The organism is Guopingia tenuis, from assembly GCF_014384805.1.
In the GTDB taxonomy this organism is placed as follows: domain Bacteria; phylum Bacillota; class Clostridia; order Christensenellales; family Christensenellaceae; genus Guopingia; species Guopingia tenuis.
Window position 1 is genome coordinate 897,047 of sequence record NZ_JACRSS010000001.1, and the last position, 15,930, is coordinate 912,976.

Here is a 15,930-nt window from a genome sequence, read left to right on the forward strand (position 1 = left end):
CCATTCTGAACCGCAGATTGCGGCCGGCCCTTTCATCTGCCGTCTGTGAACTTTTTATAATTCTCCGGAAAAAGACAACCGTATTTCTATAACTGCCCAGCCCGGCGGCATTCCTCCGGACCGCAATGCAGGACGCCGCGGATAAATAAGCACTCCCCCTCCCTATTTACAAAAATGGTGCGGCAAAATACCGCACCGTTTTTTATCAAATCGTATTATCCTTCTATCCCTCATACCGGAGTGCATCGATGGGCCGCAGCTTCGAGGCTTTATTTGCCGGATAAAGCCCAAAGATCACGCCGATCAGCACGGAGAATCCAATGGCTAAAAGTGCCACGGGAATGGAAACCACCATTTCCATCTCCAACGCCGGCCCCAGAACTGCAACAGCGATCAGGGCAATGCCCAGGCCCAGCAGGCCGCCCAGAAAGCTCACAGCCAGGGACTCGATCAGGAATTGGGAGAGGATGTTTCCCCGGGAGGCGCCGATGGCCTTGCGGATGCCAATTTCCCGCGTCCGCTCGCTGACGGACACCAGCATGATGTTCATGATTCCGATGCCGCCCACCAGCAGGGAGATGGCGGCAATCCCGCCCAGCATCAAGGTTAGGGTCTCTGTTGTCTCGGATAGTGTGGAGATCATATCCGTCTGATTATAAACCGAATATTGGTCGCTGTCTCCGTCAAATAAACCGTCCAGATAGTCGGTCACGGCATATTCTGCCGCCGTAACCTGATCGGCAGAGGATGCAGAGACATAAAAAGTGGAAATCCCCTTTTGATTGAACAGCCGTTCTGCCAGACTGAAGGGAATGATGATTTGATTGTCGCTGGAGCCGGAGGATGTGCTCCCCTTCTCCTCCAATACCCCGACTACGCTGAAGGTATAGCCGTTCATGGTAAAAGTCTCGCCCACAGCGTCCGTCGTTCCAAACATCTCTTCGGCGGCTTCGCTGCCCAAAACTGCCACCATGCTCCGGTTATCTATATCCGGCTGGGTCAGAAACCGCCCGCTTGCCAGGCTCAGTCCGCGGATTTCCTCATAGCCGGGCACGGTCCCCTGAATGCTCCCCTCATCGTATGTCACAATCCCCGCCTTTGCCGTTCCCGAGGTTGTCAGGATGGGGGCTACCGCAGCAATCGAATCGTTTTGAGACAGTTCATCCAGTCCGGCAGAGGTAAGGGGGTTAGTGCGTCGAGAATTAATATTCACAGTCAGGAGATTGGTCCCCAGGTTCTCAATGCTGCTTGTCACCTGGACATTGGCGCCCTGAGCGATGGCCACCAGCACCACGATGGCCACCACGCCGATCACCACGCCCAGAATAGTGAGAAACGAGCGCATCTTATTTCCCGCAATGGATTTCCATGCCATCTTCCAGGATTGTATTCCCATGGCTCTCCTCCTCTCCGACGATCCTTCCGTCCTGAATTTTCACCTGCCGTTGGGCACGCGCCGCTACACCAGCATCGTGGGTTATGAGTACGATGGTGTTGCCCGCCTCATGGATCTCTTCAAAGAGGGAGAGAATCTCCCGGCCGGTGCGGCTGTCCAGATTGCCCGTGGGCTCATCCGCCAAGATCAGAGATGGTTTGGTGGCAAGCGCCCGGGCGATCGCTGCGCGCTGCTGCTGCCCGCCAGACAGCTCGCCCGGCTTATGGTTCATCCGTCCGCCCAGCCCCACTCTTTCGAGGGCCTCTTTTGCGCGCTTTTCCCGCTCGGCGGTTCGGATATTCTGATAGACCATGGGCAGTTCCACATTTTCCAACGCCGTCAGCCGGGGGAGCAGGTTGAAGCCTTGAAAGATGAAGCCAATCTGCCGGCTGCGGAGCCGGGCCAGCTCCCGTTCGCTGTAGTGCTCAATGGGCGTGCCGTTGAGGCTGTAGATTCCGCTGTCCGCCGCGTCCAGACAGCCGATGATGTTCATGAGGGTGGATTTCCCGCTGCCCGAAGGACCGATAATGGCGACAAACTCTCCCTCCTTCACGGTCATGGAGACGCCCGCCAGAGCATAAACTTCCTCTTCCCCCATCGTGTATTTTTTAATCACATTTTCCATCCGGATCATTTAGTTTCCCCCTTGTCTTCCGGGGACGCTGCCACCTCCATCCGGGCGTTCTCCGCCCATTCCGCTAAATTGGGATATATCCGGCATCTGTCCACCCATGTCCATCATGCCGCTCATATCTATCATACCGCCAGGGAAACTTTCGCCGGTGTTCTCGGTGGCGGTGCGGACAATCACGATCTCATCCCCCTCGGCAAGGCCGCTCAGCACCTGGGCATATGTCTCATCCGAAAGGCCGGTGGTAACGACAGTTTTCGTCCCCGGATTTCCCGCATCCTCGTCCGTCGTGTCGTCCTTTTTCCAGACATACTGTTCTCCCTTAGAGGTCTGCAGGGCCTGCAGTGGAACCAAAACCGCGTCCTCCACCTTTTCCACAACGATGGTTGCTGTACCGTTCATGCCGATCTTCAGTTCCTCGTCTGCCGTCAGGCGGAGAGTTACGCTATAGGTAGTTACGCCGCTGTTGGTGCTCCCAATCTGCGAAATCTGTGTCACTTCTCCTGTGTAGGCTTTGTCCTCCAGCGCATCCATAGCAATGGATGCCTCCTGCCCCACCTCCACGCTGGAGATATCCAGCTCATCGATCTGTACCACCATCTCCAATTCGCTGCCCGTATACAGGCTGGCTAAGGCCGTCCCTGCAGCAGCGCTCTGGCCTGCCGCCGCATTCATCTCGCTCACAATGCCTGCCTGAGGCGCCGTGATTCCGCCGTTCTGGAGAATTTTTTTCGCCGCCTGCAGGGCTTCATAGGTCTCCTCCCGTTCTTCCAGCAGCGCCGTGTATTCTGCCGATTCGCTCACATTTTTTAAATAGAGAAGGGATGTTCCTTTATATACCTTTTTGTTGAGGGATACATATACCTTGGATACCGTCCCGCTCTGGGCCGTGATGGAGACCGGCTGGTGAATAGCCGCCTTGCCGCTGCCCAGCGTCTCCCCATCCTGCGTCACGCTGACTTCCGCATCTACTGCCGTCGCAGCGTCGCTGAATGTGATGACGGCTTTTCCGTCAGCCACCGAAGCCACGGTTCCCGTATATGTGTCGTCCCCATCTGCGACCTTTACGCTGTCTCCCACAGCCAGGTCTCCCGCATCAATTTCTACCTTCATCTTTCCATCCAGCGAGATAGTGATAAGGGCTCCGTTTTCTTCCTCCACATCACTCACATGATCCCCGGTTTCCGCAAAAATCTGCTTGACTCGTCCTTCCACAGTCGAGGTCACAGTCTTTGTGGTGCTATAGCTGTCTGCGGCGCTGGTGAGCTGGCTATCCAGAGAAGAGAGCTGGCTTTCCAAAGAGGTGATCGTATTCGAGAGGCTTTTTATATCCACAGAAGCCAAAAGGTCTCCCTCATTTACACTCTGCCCCGTGCTGGTTTTCCATGCCGTAATTGTGATATCAAAATTCTCCTTAATCTCCAAAGAATCCGCCATGGCGACGGTTCCCGTTCCCGTGACACTCTTTTCCAGATCCCCGGTAGTCACCTGCACGGTGGTATAAGTGGTTTTGCTTCCGGCCTGCCCCTGGCTGCGCAGCACAAAAAACCCCCCCACACCCAAAACTGTGACTACTCCCAGGGCAATCCCAATCTTCCAACCTTTTTTCATAGCAACCTCCTCGTCGTATTTCTCCCTTGCAGTATAAAAAAACTTTGTGCGGAAGAAATGTGCTTTTTGTGTTGGTTTTGTGTTCCCTTTCTGAAAAAATGCGAAGTCAAGGCGTTTTTCGGCGTTATTTTACAAAAAGCGATTTAACCTGGATTTAACAAAACCGTGATTTTGGATTTAACATTTAAAATTTATGATAAACACATACAAAGTTTATAAGGAGTGCAAACAAATGAAGCGAATTTTAGCATGTGTATTAGCAGTTGTTATGGTCTTTGCATTGGCCGCCTGCGGTGCTCCCGCAGCGGAGGATTCTTCCTCCCCCAGCGCTTCGGCGGGAAGTTCCTCTTCTCCCAGCGCCTCGGCCTCTGCTCCTGCCTCTGATTTCGATTCCACAAGAGAAATCAGCGTAGTTTCCCGGGAAGACGGCTCCGGAACCCGGGGCGCTTTCATCGAGCTGTTCGGCATCGAAGAAAAGGGCGAAGACGGCACCAAGACGGATAAAACCACCAAGGAAGCAGCCATCGCCAACCGGACGGATGTCATGCTCACCAACATTGCGGGCAATGAGTATGCCATTGGCTATGTCTCCCTGGGTTCCCTCAACGAAACCGTTAAAGCCCTGAAGATCGACGGCGCTGAAGCCACGGCAGAAAACGTGAAGAACGGAACCTATAAGGTATCCCGCCCCTTCAATATCGCCACCAAGGGTGAGCCCACCGGCCTTGCCAAGGATTTCATCAACTTCATCCTGAGCAAGGAAGGCCAGGAGGTCGTCTCGGGCGACTATATCGCCGTCAACGATAACGCGGAAGCCTTCAAGAGCGACAACTCCACGGGCAAAATCGTCATCGCCGGTTCTTCTTCGGTAAGCCCGGTCATGGAAAAACTGGTGGAAGCCTATAAGGCCATCAACACGGGCGCGGAGATCGAGATCCAGACCAACGACTCCACAGCCGGCATGACCGCCGCCATGGACGGCACCTGCGATATCGGCATGGCGAGCCGCGAGCTGAAAGACAGCGAGCTGGCAGAGCTGACCCCCACCCAGATCGCCATCGATGGAATCGCCGTGATCGTCAACAACGCCAATCCCCTGGAGGAATTGGATAACGCGGCAGTAAAATCCATCTACACAGGCGAAGCCACCACCTGGGATCAGATCATCAAATAAGAACTGGAAAACAACAAAAGCGTGGGATGTGCCGCATAACCGCACATCCCTTGCTTATGTATAGGAGTAAAGTAGAATGAAACAATTCAGAGAATCGGCCATGAGGCTCGTGTTTTTTATCGCGGCACTGACCTCCATCCTCGCGGTGCTCCTCATCTGCGTCTTCCTGTTTGCCAACGGCATCCCGGCCATGTCCAAAGTAGGCTTTTTCGACTTCATTTTAGGGGAAAACTGGGCGCCGCAGGACGTCCCCCCCTCCTTTGGCATTTTGCCCATGATTTTGGGCAGTGTTTACATCACCGCCGGCGCTCTCATCATCGGCGTCCCCATCGGGATTTTGACGGCTGTCTTTCTTGCCAAATACTGCCCCCAGCGGGCGCACCGGATTTTGAAGCCTGCCGTCGACCTTTTGGCGGGCATCCCCTCCGTCGTATATGGCTTCTTCGGCCTGGTGGTGCTGGTGCCCTTTGTCCGGGATAACTTTGGCGGAGACGGCAGCAGCATCCTGACGGCTTCCATCCTTCTTGGCATTATGATCCTGCCCACCATCGTCAGCGTCAGCGAAAGCGCCATCCGGGCAGTTCCCCAGGAATACTATGAAAACGCCGTGGCCCTGGGGGCAACCCATGAGCGGGCAGTATTCCGCGTGGTCCTCCCCGCGGCCAAATCCGGCGTGTTTGCCTCCGTGGTATTGGGTGTAGGCCGGGCCATCGGCGAAGCTATGGCGGTCATCATGGTGGCCGGCAACCAGGCCCGCATGCCCGCCGGGCTGCTGAAAGGAATCCGCACCCTGACCACCAACATCGTCACGGAGATGGGCTATGCCGCCGATCTGCACCGGGAAGTGCTGATCGCCACCGGCGTGGTGCTGTTCGTCTTTATCCTGATCATCAACATCTCCTTCTCTCTTATTAAAAGGAGGCAAAAGTGATGCGCAAACAGAAACAACTCGCCACACCCATTTATGGAAAACAGTCTTTTTTGGAAAAGCTGATTTCCTATAAGAAAAAGCCGGGGTCACTTATCATGGCCATCCTGGTGATGCTGGCAACAGCCTTTACGCTTTTCATCATTCTCTATATTTTGGGCTATATTCTGGCTAAAGGGATTCCCTATATCACCCCTTCCCTGTTCTCCTGGGAATATAATTCCGAGAACGTTTCCCTGATGCCCGCCCTCATCACCACCATTGAGATGACGGTTCTTTCTCTCGTCATTGCCGTGCCTCTGGGCATTTTCACCGCCATCTACCTGGTGGAGTATGCAAAAAGCGGCAACCGGCTGGTAAAACTCATCCGGCTGACCACGGAGACGCTTTCCGGCATCCCTTCCATTATCTATGGCCTGTTCGGCATGCTGTTTTTCGTCACCTATCTGAAATGGAAGTATTCTCTGTTAGCCGGCGGCCTGACCCTCTCCATCATGATTCTTCCGCTCATTATGCGGACGACGGAGGAGGCGCTTCTCGCCGTTCCGGCCAGCTATCGGGAGGCATCCTTCGGCCTAGGGGCCGGTCGGCTGCGGACGGTGTTCCGGGTCGTTCTTCCCAGCGCCATTCCCGGTATCCTTGCCGGCGTGATCCTGGCCATCGGCCGAATCGTCGGGGAAACAGCAGCCCTGATCTATACTGCCGGCACAGTGGCCCAGGTTCCTCCGACGTTGCTCTCCTCCGGGCGGACGCTGGCCGTCCATATGTATCTCCTGTCCAGTGAGGGTCTCAACACCAACCAGGCCTATGCTACGGCCGTCGTCCTGCTCATCCTGGTGGTTCTCATCAACGGGCTGTCCTCCCTGGTTTCGAGAAAACTATCGAAAGGAAAACAAGTATGAATTCAAATAAAATCAGCATTCAGAATGTAGATTTATTTTATGGCACCTTCCAGGCTTTGAAATCCATCAATATGGATATCCCGGAGAACCAGGTGACCGCTTTCATCGGTCCCTCGGGCTGCGGAAAATCCACTCTTTTGAAATGCTTAAACCGCATGAACGACCTGGTGGAAGGCTGCAAAATCACGGGAGAGATCCTTCTGGACGACAAAAGCATCAACCAGATGGATGTCAACCTGCTGCGCAAGCAGGTGGGCATGGTGTTCCAGAAGCCCAATCCCTTCCCCATGAGCGTTTATGACAACATCGCCTTCGGCCCCCGGACCCATGGCATCCGCTCCCGGGTGATGTTGGATGAAATCGTGGAAAAATCCCTGCGCGACGCGGCGATTTGGGATGAAGTCAAAGATCGTCTGAACAAGAGCGCCCTGGGGCTCTCCGGCGGGCAGCAGCAGCGTCTCTGCATTGCCCGTGCCCTGGCTGTGCATCCCGAGGTGCTTTTGATGGATGAGCCGACAAGCGCCCTTGACCCTATCTCCACCTCTAAAATTGAGGAGCTCTGCACCCAGCTCAAAAAGGAGTATACCATCGTTATCGTCACTCACAACATGCAGCAGGCGGCGCGTATTTCAGACAGAACGGCCTTTTTCCTTTTGGGAGAAGCCGTGGAATATACCGATACGGAAAAAATGTTCTCCATGCCCACGGATAAGCGCACGGAAGACTATATTACAGGGAGGTTCGGCTGATGCGAACAAAATTTGATGAACAACTGAATCAACTTCATGTGGATCTCATAAAAATGGGAAGCCTATGTGAAGAGGCCATTACGCTGGCTGCGCAGGCGCTCCTGCGCGAACCCGGCGCGGACCCGCAAAAGGTATTTTCTCTGGAGACAGAAATCGACCAGCTGGAATGGGAAATCGAATCGCACTGCATGCGCCTTCTTCTCCGCCAGCAGCCCATGGCCCGTGACCTGCGCAGCGTTTCCGCCGCGCTCAAAATCATCTCGGATATGGAACGCATCGGCGACCAGGCCGCGGATATTGCGGAGCTGACTCCGTATATCGCCGACTGCGCGCTGCAAAATAAGCTGCATATCAAGGATATGGCAAAAGAGGCCGTTTCTATGGTCACAGGCAGTGTCGATGCCTATGTCAAAGAAGATTTAGACCTGGTACAGAAGGTTATCGACCAGGACGACACGGTGGACGCCCTGTTCAACCAGGTCAAAACCGAGCTGATCGAGCTTGTGCAGGAGAAAGGTACGGATGCGCAGGCCGCCCTGGATCTTCTGATGGCGGCAAAATATTTTGAACGCATCGGCGACCATGCGGTCAATGTGGCGGAATGGGTGGAATATTCTCTCACCGGCGTGCATAAAAGCAGTGAACATCACCCGGCTTTATGTTAGAATGAAGAGAGAAATGAGGTGGAACATTTGATCTATTTGCTGGAAGACGACGACAGTATCCGCGAGCTGATAACCTATACTCTGGGCAGCCAGGGGATGGAAGCCGAGGGCTTTTCCCATCCCCGCGATTTCTGGGCTGCCATGGAAACTGCCCTTCCCTCCCTCATCCTTCTGGATATTATGCTTCCGGAGGAGGACGGCGTCCATATCCTGAAGCGGCTCCGTTCCATGCCCGCCACATCCCGCATCCCCATTATTATGCTGACAGCAAAGGGCAGCGAATATGATACGGTCCTGGGGCTGGACAGCGGCGCCGACGACTATATTCCAAAGCCTTTTCGGATGATGGAGCTGCTCTCCCGCATCCGCGCCCTTCTGCGGCGCACTTCCCAAGAGGAGTCCGAAGTGCAGGAATATCGGTTTCAAAATCTCTATGTCTGCCCCTCTAAACACATTGTACGGGTAAACGGCCGGGACATTTCTTTGACTCTCAAGGAATTTGAACTGCTCTGCCTGCTGATCTCCCATCCGGAAACCGTATTCAATCGGACACAGCTTTTGAACAAGATCTGGGGTTATGAATTCGATGGCGAAAGCCGGACGGTAGACGTCCATATCCGCACTCTGCGGCAGAAATTGGGCAGCGCCGCCGAATATATCGAGACAGTCCGGGGAATCGGCTATAAAATGGGAGGCGGCGAACAATGACAAAACGCATCTTTCGCACGATTCTCGCCACATCCTTTGTCGTGCTTTTGGTGGGAATTGCCGTTATCATCGGGATCTTGTACCCATATTTCGGCGGTCAGCTGGAAAAGGAGTTAGAAAACGAAGCTTCCTATCTTTCCCTCTCTGTGGAAAAGGACGGCGTCGCGGCGCTGGAACAGCTTCCCCATTCCTCCTCTACCCGCATTACCCTGATCGCCTCCGACGGCGCCGTCCTTTATGATTCACAGGCTGACGCTGCCCAGATGGAAAACCATGCGGATCGTGAGGAAATCCGGGACGCCATGGAAAATGGCTCCGGCAAGGCCTGGCGGCAGTCGGATACGCTGGATGAGCAGAATATTTATTATGCCCTGCGCCTATCCAACGGAAACGTGCTGCGCATCTCCAGCGCTCAGCGTTCCGTGGTTTCCCTGGTGTTGGGCGTATTGCAGCCGCTTTTGTGGGTCGCTCTTCTGCTCATCATTCTGGCCGCAGTATTTGCCTCCCGGGCATCCAAAAAGATTGTTGCGCCGCTCAATTCCCTGGATCTGGAAAATCCGGAAAAGAACGATATCTATGATGAGGTCGCGCCGCTTCTAACCAAAATCGACCGGCAGCAAAAGACCATTCGCCAACAGCTGGCAGAGGCTAAACATCGGCAGGAGGAATTCTCCCTCATTACCTCGCATATGAGCGAGGGCCTCCTCGTCCTGGATTCCCGCATGGATCTTCTCTCCTATAATGAGAGCGCTCTGCGGCTGCTGGGCGTTTCGGAGGAAAAGTCTTCTTATGTGGGGAAAAACATCCTGGTGCTCAACCGCAATGAGGCCTTCCGGGAAGTCATAGAAAGTTCCCTGGCGGGGCACCATAGCGAAACGCTCCTGAGCTTAAACGATCTGTCCTGCCAGATCATTGCCAATCCGGTTTTGACGGACGGCACGGTGGCTGGGGCGGTTCTCCTGCTGGTGGATGTGACGGAAAAAACGCAGCGTGAAGCCATCCGCCGGGAATTCACGGCCAATGTCTCCCATGAACTCAAGACCCCCCTCACTTCTATCTCCGGATTTGCCGAGCTTTTGCAGAATGGCATCGCTAAGCCCGAGGATACCAAGAAATTTGCGGGGCGCATTTTTGATGAGGCTCAGCGGTTGATCACGCTGGTGAGCGATATCATCAAAATTTCCCAGATCGACGAGGGGCATCTCCCCTATACGGCGGAAAATGTGGATCTCCGGTCGCTCATTTCCGGCGTTCTGGACCGGCTTCGTCCGGCAGCAGAGCGGGCAGATATATCCCTTTCCCTCAGAGAAGGCAATGCTTCTCTGGAGACGGTGGCTCCCATTCTGGAGGAGATCCTCTATAATCTGGTAGACAACGCTATCAAATATAACAAAAAAGGCGGCAAGGTTGCCGTGTCTGTCGAAAAGGACGGCAGGCAAACCCGCATCCGTGTGCAGGACACAGGAATCGGAATCCCTCCCGCCCAGCAGCAGCGGATCTTTGAGCGCTTCTATCGCGTGGATAAAAGCCATTCCAAAGAGATCGGCGGCACAGGCCTTGGCCTTTCCATCGTGAAGCACGGCGCGGCCTATCTGGGGGCGCAGATTCTCGTGGAAAGCACGCCCGGCGAGGGCAGCACATTTACCCTCGTCTGGGATTCGACCTGTTAAACCTCCATTTTAAACATAAAAAGGGCAGCATCCAAATGTGGATGCCGCCCTTTTTCTTTCACTTTATTTCCTATTCATTTATTCGATGCTGATACGGCGCCCCGGAAGGGTTTTCTGCTCCGCTTTGGGAAGAGTCAACTTCAAAACGCCTCGCTTGTATTCCGCCTTAATTCCATCTTCGCGGATGCCGGAGATATCAAAGCTGCGGCTATAGCTGCCATAAGCGCGTTCCCGACGGATATAATTGCCTTTCTTGTCCTTTTCATCTCGGGCTTCCTTATGCTCTGCCGTGATGGTCAAATAGCCGTCATGGGCATCGATCTGAATATCCTCCTTATCAAAGCCCGGCAGGTCGGTTTCCAGCAGATAATGGTCGCCTTTATCCTGAATATCTGTCCGTCCCTCTATCGAATCCATATCCATGTCCCGGAAGAAATCCCGTTCCATGTTCCGAAAACTATTCATGAGTCTTCTTTCGCTCCGTCCCCAAGGTGTTAAATCTAACATAATATTGCCTCCTTTTATACTCTTATCTTCTGCATTCCTTTTCATTTTATGTTTCGCTATTGCGTTTTTATCATCTTCGGCATTTCCTTCGCCTTCTTTCTTCTTCCCTTTTGCTTCTGTTTTATGTATACCCGGCATTTTTGACAAATCATTGCATGAAACATGAACGAATTATGAACTTTAGCACTCTTATATCTCGAGTGCTAAAGTTCAAATTTTATCCCGCCCTCTTCTGGTTTCATCATCCGTTCAGGCGGCTAACAGAGCGCCAAAAGGCGACCTTCTGTTTTATTGAGCCGTGGCCGGCTTTATTGATTATTAAACGGAATTGATGGCAACTGGCGGCACAAAGCGAACAGAGGCAGAGGCCGCGTCAAGCACGATATCCAACCCCGGGCCGGCTATCGCCGGCCCAGGAAAATCATGCGCAGAGGCTTCCGCCCAAAGCATAAAAACAAAGGCACCCCAAAGGATGCCTTCTATTTAATAGCTGCCTATTCCGGCCCGAGGGCCGCTTTGCACTGCAAATCTGCCGCCCGCCAAGGGGCAAAATCCACGGAGGCGAGGGGCCAGCGCGGCAGCTGCGCCGACTAAACTTCGATATACTGAAAACACTGGGAAAGCTCCCGGCCCTCCAGCTGTTTAATAAAACTCTTTTCTCGGGCGTTTCTGCCGCCCGCCATTGCCTTCACATATTCCGCGGCATAGCGCAGAAAGTGATCCAGCGCCTCTGCCGTCTCTTCACAGGTAAAATCAATACCCCATCGGGGGTTGCAGAACACAATGCGTCCCTGCTCCTGGCGCACAGTCACGGGAATCTTTTTCTTTCCATACCGTTTTAGAGCGCCCGCCAGATTCACCGCCCCCAGCGTCTCCAGCGCATGGGAATAACCGCATTTGACGCAGATAAAGTTTCCCTGGAATACGCTGGCCCGGCGCATCTCCTGGCATGCCGGGCAGCGGCTGAAAATACCGTTGCCGCTGACAATCACCGGCGCTTCCAGGCCATAGGCCGGCGCCTTCTGCGCGATCATCTGGATGAGGGCGTTATATTCCCCCACCCGCATCCCCGGCGCCGCCAGCGCCGAAAGGGCATCGCTTCGGGTGACCAGGTTGGCCATGAGAATGCGGCACCTATACCGCTCCGCCAGCCGAAGAACCTCCCCAGAAAGGGCATGCAGACGGGAACGCCGCTGCGGGTCCTCCCGCCGCAGAGTGCCCTCCTCTATCGTCTGTCCCCGGGCATCCAAAACCGCATAGGCCAGCATATCCCGAATCCCCCGGGAAACGCCCAGGGTATTGGGACAGGCGAGCGGAACCGCCGGTTCATACCATAAGCGGATATGCAGGGCGAACCTCCCATTTTCCTCGCTGAGTTCAGCACTTTTTGGAATTGCCCTGCCCTGCCGGATATCCTCCAAATGCCGCTCCTGCCAGGGACCGATCCGCAGAGGAAGCAACAAATAGCGCTGTTTTTTCCCGCTTTGGAGGGTTTCGGTTTCCTGAGGCAGATAGCAAAGCTCCCGGCCCCTCTCTGGATGCACCAAGATGGCATTTTGGCGGTTATAGAGATAGAGCTTTGCATAGATCCGTCCGCTTTTCGTATCCCGCAAAAGGGAATAATCCCTCCCCCGGTCATAGCGGCAGAAAAACAGCGGATGCAAACGGCGCAGCTTTGCAAGAGCCGCGCCGTATTCTTTTTTGGAAAAAGATTCCCGTCGGACCAGCGCATCCAGCTCCTCGTCATACACCCGCACCGACGGATAGCGCACAGTCTTTCCCCGTCTGCGTCTGCCGGCATAGGTGGTGAGGATCATGGCGGCGTCCAGCTTGATGGCGTCTTTGAAGGGCTCCAGACCCTTTTCGTTGAGCGGAGCCAAAATCTTCCGGTCCATCATTTTCAGGTATCCGTTTTTAGTTTTGGCGGGTTCTGCCTCCACCCTTTCCAAAAGCCCCCGGAGCACGCTTTCCAGCCCGTCGGAATAGGCTTCCATGGCCTGATGCAGCATCTCCCGCTTGGCCCGCGTCAGCGTTTCAAATTGGAAAGAAAGGGTCTTATAGGGCATAAACCGCCGCTCCTTTTAATGATAGATCACTTCCACCTCTTTGCCCAGCCGCCGCAGAGCATCGGCAATATCCTGCACAAGCCGGAGCTTGAGGCTCAGGTTCAGCGGCAGGTCCGGGTTCTGGTGCGCCGGGTTCATGGCCCGGCCGACCACAAATTTTGCCCCCGTGCATTGGGTGATTAACGTCTGGGCCAACAGATGGGCGCCGTCCTTTTTATAATTGAGGGCGTTTTTGCGTCCCTCGCTGCCGTTTTCATAGCGTTTTATCACATCCAGCGTCTTGCCTAGAGTAATCACGCCTTCGGTCACCAGATCGATGCCCTCCATCTTTCCGATGGGCGGCACGTCCGGCGACAAATAGTTGAGGCAGGTTGTCAGCTCTTTGCCGGAGTATTTGGAGACGATCTGAGAGGTCGTTCCGCCGCAGACGATCTTGGTCCCGTCGAAATTCAAAAGCTCCCGGACAGTCTTTTCATCCTCTCCCGGGTCTACCGGCGGCCCCACCATGACATAGGCCACATTGGGCTTGCGTACCCGGCATACCGCCACGGTGGTATCGTCGCCCGGCTGCTCCATATAGAGGCTGTTGCAGGCAGAGAGCAGCTTTTGCTGCAGCTCATAGGCAGTCATGTTCTTTTCATAGGCGCCTTCCAGGTATTCCACCACGTTTTCCCACTGCCAGCCCAGGTTCATGAGCTGTCCTACACCGGCATGGATCACGCCGTCGCTGAACATGACGATATAGTCGTTTTCCCGAAGCTGGGTGCGGATCTCGCGGATCACCTTTCCGGAGATGGTATGTTCATATACAGGCAGATCCGTGCTCTTGCCGCCCCGCAGAAACACGATCTCGGGGTTTTCGGATTCCACAATATAGGCATGGCCCGCCGGGTCGGTCTGTAAAAACGTGAAAGTGGAATAGGCCACTTTCCGCACCTTGCAGACCGGCAGAGTGGATGCCATGGTATCGATAATATCGCTGACCTCGGCCCCTTCCTTGAGCATGGAGGAGACGATTTTGCTCGTGAGAGAGGCCAGGATATTCGCCTTTACGCCGCTGCCCAGGCCGTCTGCCAGCACCATGGTAGTGTCGTCGCCGTGCTTGGCAATCTCCACCTTGTCCCCGCAAAGCTCTTCGCCCTTTTTATTCAGGCTTCCATAACTCAATTCAAAATACAGGCTCATAGCTTTTTATCCTCTGCGATGGACTTCTTGAGCTTCAAAAGCGCCGCCTTGGTCTCGCCGGTCGTCTCGCCGAGCAGGCTGGCGATCTCCTGGGCTACCCGCATCTGCTTATCGATCACCTGCTGGGTCGTCTCAATGGTCTCCCGACGGAATTCCTCCATCTCCCGGCGGTTTTCCTCCTCCGCCGTGATGTCCTTGGAAACCACCAGATAGTCCCCGTTGGAAACGGCCACAATGGAATTTTCCACGGTTTTTCCGTTGGCAGAAACCGAACGGGAACCCATGATATCCCCGCTTCCCTGGCGCACTTTTTCAAAATCAGCGCCATCCAGATACATCTCGATGGGCATGCCGACGCATTCGGGCGTGAGCCCCAGAATTTCTCCGGCCGCCCGGTTATACTGCAAAATCAGGAAATCCTGATCCAGCATAATCAGCCCATTGGGCGTGGTTTCCAGAATCACGTTGGACATGCTCTCCGCCTTTTCACGCAGATACGGCAGGCACATCTTCAGATCCGCCTTGCCCTGGTATACGGCGATGGCCTTGTCCCGGCAGGTGGGATATCCGCAGGTCCCGCAGTTCAGCATGGATTCCGGCGTCGTCTTGCCGATCTTGGCCAGGATTTCCTTGATTGTCGCCTCGTCAGGGATCTTGTCATGCACCTTTGTGTGGTTATAGACGGCGCGCAGGTCGTCCGTCACGTCCTCGCTCATGACCGGCTTGGTCATCGTCTTTTTGCGGGTATTGGCCAGGATCTTGTCTTTGGCCACCAGGAACGGCGTTTTGATATGCTGCATTCCCGGCCCCTCAACGCAGGAGCCCTCGCAGGAACTCATCTCCAGAAGATATCCCTCGATGTTGTTGTCCCGGATGGAATCCAGAATTTCCATGCAGCGGGTCAGGCCGTCCAGCGAAATCGTCTTGTAATTCCGCCGGGCCTCCTTGGGAATGGTCTTCAGGATGCCGCCGGGCACCGGATAGAGCCGGGCCAGCGTCTTATGCATTTCCTCGGGTTCGGGGTCTTCCTCGTCAAAGGCAATTCCCTCTTCTTCCATCCAGTGCTTGAGCTCTTCAAACATGAGAACCGCCTGGATGCTGCCGGACTGCGCCGCCTCCTGCTTTTTGGAAATGCAGGGGCCCAGGAACACCACCTTGATGCGGCTGCCATAGAGCTTGCGCATCATCTTGGCGTGGGCCACCGCCGGCGAAACCACCGGCGCCAGGCAGGGAATCAGCTCGGGATAGTATTTCTCCACCAGCATGACGATGGTCGGGCAGCAGGTGGTGATGATATTCTTCATTTTGTGTTCTTCGATCAGCCGGGTAAACTCCTCGGAAACCCGAGTCGCCCCAATGGCCGTCTCTTCCACATGGGCGAAGCCCAGCTTTTTGAGAGCGGCGGAAAGCTGAGAAAAGCTGGCTCCCGGATATGCGGAAACATAGGAGGGGGCCACGCTGACGAACACCTTGGCTCCGCTTTGCAGGAACTCCTTGATCTTGGGAACGTCGCTGTCGATCTGCTTGGCATTCTGGTGACATACCAGCGTGCATTTTCCGCAGAGCACACAGGCATCCTCCATGATCCGGGCCTGCTCGTCATGGAACGAAATCGCCTTCACGGCGCAGTGGCGGATGCATTGATAGCAGCTTTTGCAGTTCGCTTCTTTAAATTGTATAATACTCATGCGGTTTCCCC

The 15,930-nt window shown here is 54.7% G+C and carries 14 protein-coding genes; 7 read left to right on the forward strand and 7 right to left on the reverse strand.

Annotation, left to right across the window (positions count from 1 at the left end; all coding sequences use genetic code 11):
• Positions 1-223: 223 nt before the first annotated feature.
• The 3 genes from H8693_RS04345 to H8693_RS04355 are packed head-to-tail and all read right to left on the reverse strand — an operon-like array spanning position 224 to position 3,677.
• Complete coding sequence (locus H8693_RS04345) at positions 224-1,396, reverse strand: ABC transporter permease (RefSeq protein WP_249279934.1); 1,173 nt, start codon at positions 1,394-1,396, stop codon at positions 224-226.
• The gene (locus H8693_RS04350; protein ID WP_249279935.1) at positions 1,347-2,069 is read right to left on the reverse strand and encodes an ABC transporter ATP-binding protein; all 723 of its coding nucleotides are present in this window, start codon (positions 2,067-2,069) and stop codon (positions 1,347-1,349) included. The genes H8693_RS04345 and H8693_RS04350 overlap by 50 nt, the downstream gene beginning before the upstream one ends.
• Positions 2,070-3,677 (reverse strand): efflux RND transporter periplasmic adaptor subunit, encoded by a 1,608-nt coding sequence (locus tag H8693_RS04355; protein WP_249279936.1) that lies wholly within the window; start codon positions 3,675-3,677, stop codon positions 2,070-2,072. It abuts the gene before it with no gap.
• Positions 3,678-3,909: 232 nt separating this feature from the next.
• On the opposite strand from H8693_RS04355, the gene H8693_RS04360 reads away from it, so the two are divergent.
• The 7 genes from H8693_RS04360 (at position 3,910) to H8693_RS04390 (ending at position 10,473) form a co-directional block, all read left to right on the forward strand.
• On the forward strand, positions 3,910-4,851 hold the full coding sequence (locus H8693_RS04360; protein ID WP_249279937.1) for a substrate-binding domain-containing protein: 942 nt from the start codon (positions 3,910-3,912) through the stop codon (positions 4,849-4,851).
• A 76-nt stretch (positions 4,852-4,927) separates the two neighbouring features.
• Entirely contained in the window at positions 4,928-5,782 is an 855-nt protein-coding gene (gene pstC / locus H8693_RS04365; RefSeq protein WP_178619508.1) for a phosphate ABC transporter permease subunit PstC, read from the forward strand.
• Positions 5,782-6,681, forward strand: coding sequence for a phosphate ABC transporter permease PstA (pstA, locus tag H8693_RS04370; protein ID WP_249279938.1), 900 nt, complete (start codon positions 5,782-5,784; stop codon positions 6,679-6,681). Before pstC ends, pstA begins: the two co-directional genes overlap by 1 nt.
• Positions 6,678-7,430 carry a phosphate ABC transporter ATP-binding protein PstB gene (gene pstB, locus H8693_RS04375; RefSeq protein ID WP_178619503.1) on the forward strand — a complete coding sequence of 251 codons (753 nt, stop codon included), beginning with the start codon at positions 6,678-6,680 and terminating at the stop codon, positions 7,428-7,430. The genes pstA and pstB overlap by 4 nt, the downstream gene beginning before the upstream one ends.
• A complete protein-coding gene (gene phoU, locus H8693_RS04380; RefSeq protein WP_249279939.1) occupies positions 7,430-8,095 on the forward strand; it encodes a phosphate signaling complex protein PhoU in 666 nt (221 codons plus the stop codon). The genes pstB and phoU overlap by 1 nt, the downstream gene beginning before the upstream one ends.
• 27 nt (positions 8,096-8,122) lie before the next feature.
• Positions 8,123-8,803 carry a response regulator transcription factor gene (locus H8693_RS04385; protein ID WP_249279940.1) on the forward strand — a complete coding sequence of 227 codons (681 nt, stop codon included), beginning with the start codon at positions 8,123-8,125 and terminating at the stop codon, positions 8,801-8,803.
• Positions 8,800-10,473, forward strand: coding sequence for a sensor histidine kinase (locus H8693_RS04390; RefSeq protein WP_249279941.1), 1,674 nt, complete (start codon positions 8,800-8,802; stop codon positions 10,471-10,473). The genes H8693_RS04385 and H8693_RS04390 overlap by 4 nt, the downstream gene beginning before the upstream one ends.
• A 78-nt stretch (positions 10,474-10,551) precedes the next feature.
• On the opposite strand, the gene H8693_RS04395 is transcribed toward H8693_RS04390, so the two are convergent.
• The 4 genes from H8693_RS04395 to H8693_RS04410 form a co-directional block, all read right to left on the reverse strand.
• Positions 10,552-10,938 carry an Hsp20/alpha crystallin family protein gene (locus H8693_RS04395; protein ID WP_249279942.1) on the reverse strand — a complete coding sequence of 129 codons (387 nt, stop codon included), beginning with the start codon at positions 10,936-10,938 and terminating at the stop codon, positions 10,552-10,554.
• 632 nt (positions 10,939-11,570) lie between these two features.
• The gene (locus tag H8693_RS04400) at positions 11,571-13,046 is read right to left on the reverse strand and encodes a transposase (protein WP_249279943.1); all 1,476 of its coding nucleotides are present in this window, start codon (positions 13,044-13,046) and stop codon (positions 11,571-11,573) included.
• A 15-nt stretch (positions 13,047-13,061) separates the two neighbouring features.
• Positions 13,062-14,231: a SpoIIE family protein phosphatase gene (locus H8693_RS04405; protein ID WP_249279944.1), complete on the reverse strand. Its 1,170-nt coding sequence runs from the start codon at positions 14,229-14,231 to the stop codon at positions 13,062-13,064.
• A complete protein-coding gene (locus H8693_RS04410; RefSeq protein WP_249279945.1) occupies positions 14,228-15,919 on the reverse strand; it encodes a [Fe-Fe] hydrogenase large subunit C-terminal domain-containing protein in 1,692 nt (563 codons plus the stop codon). The genes H8693_RS04405 and H8693_RS04410 overlap by 4 nt, the downstream gene beginning before the upstream one ends.
• Positions 15,920-15,930: the final 11 nt, after the last annotated feature.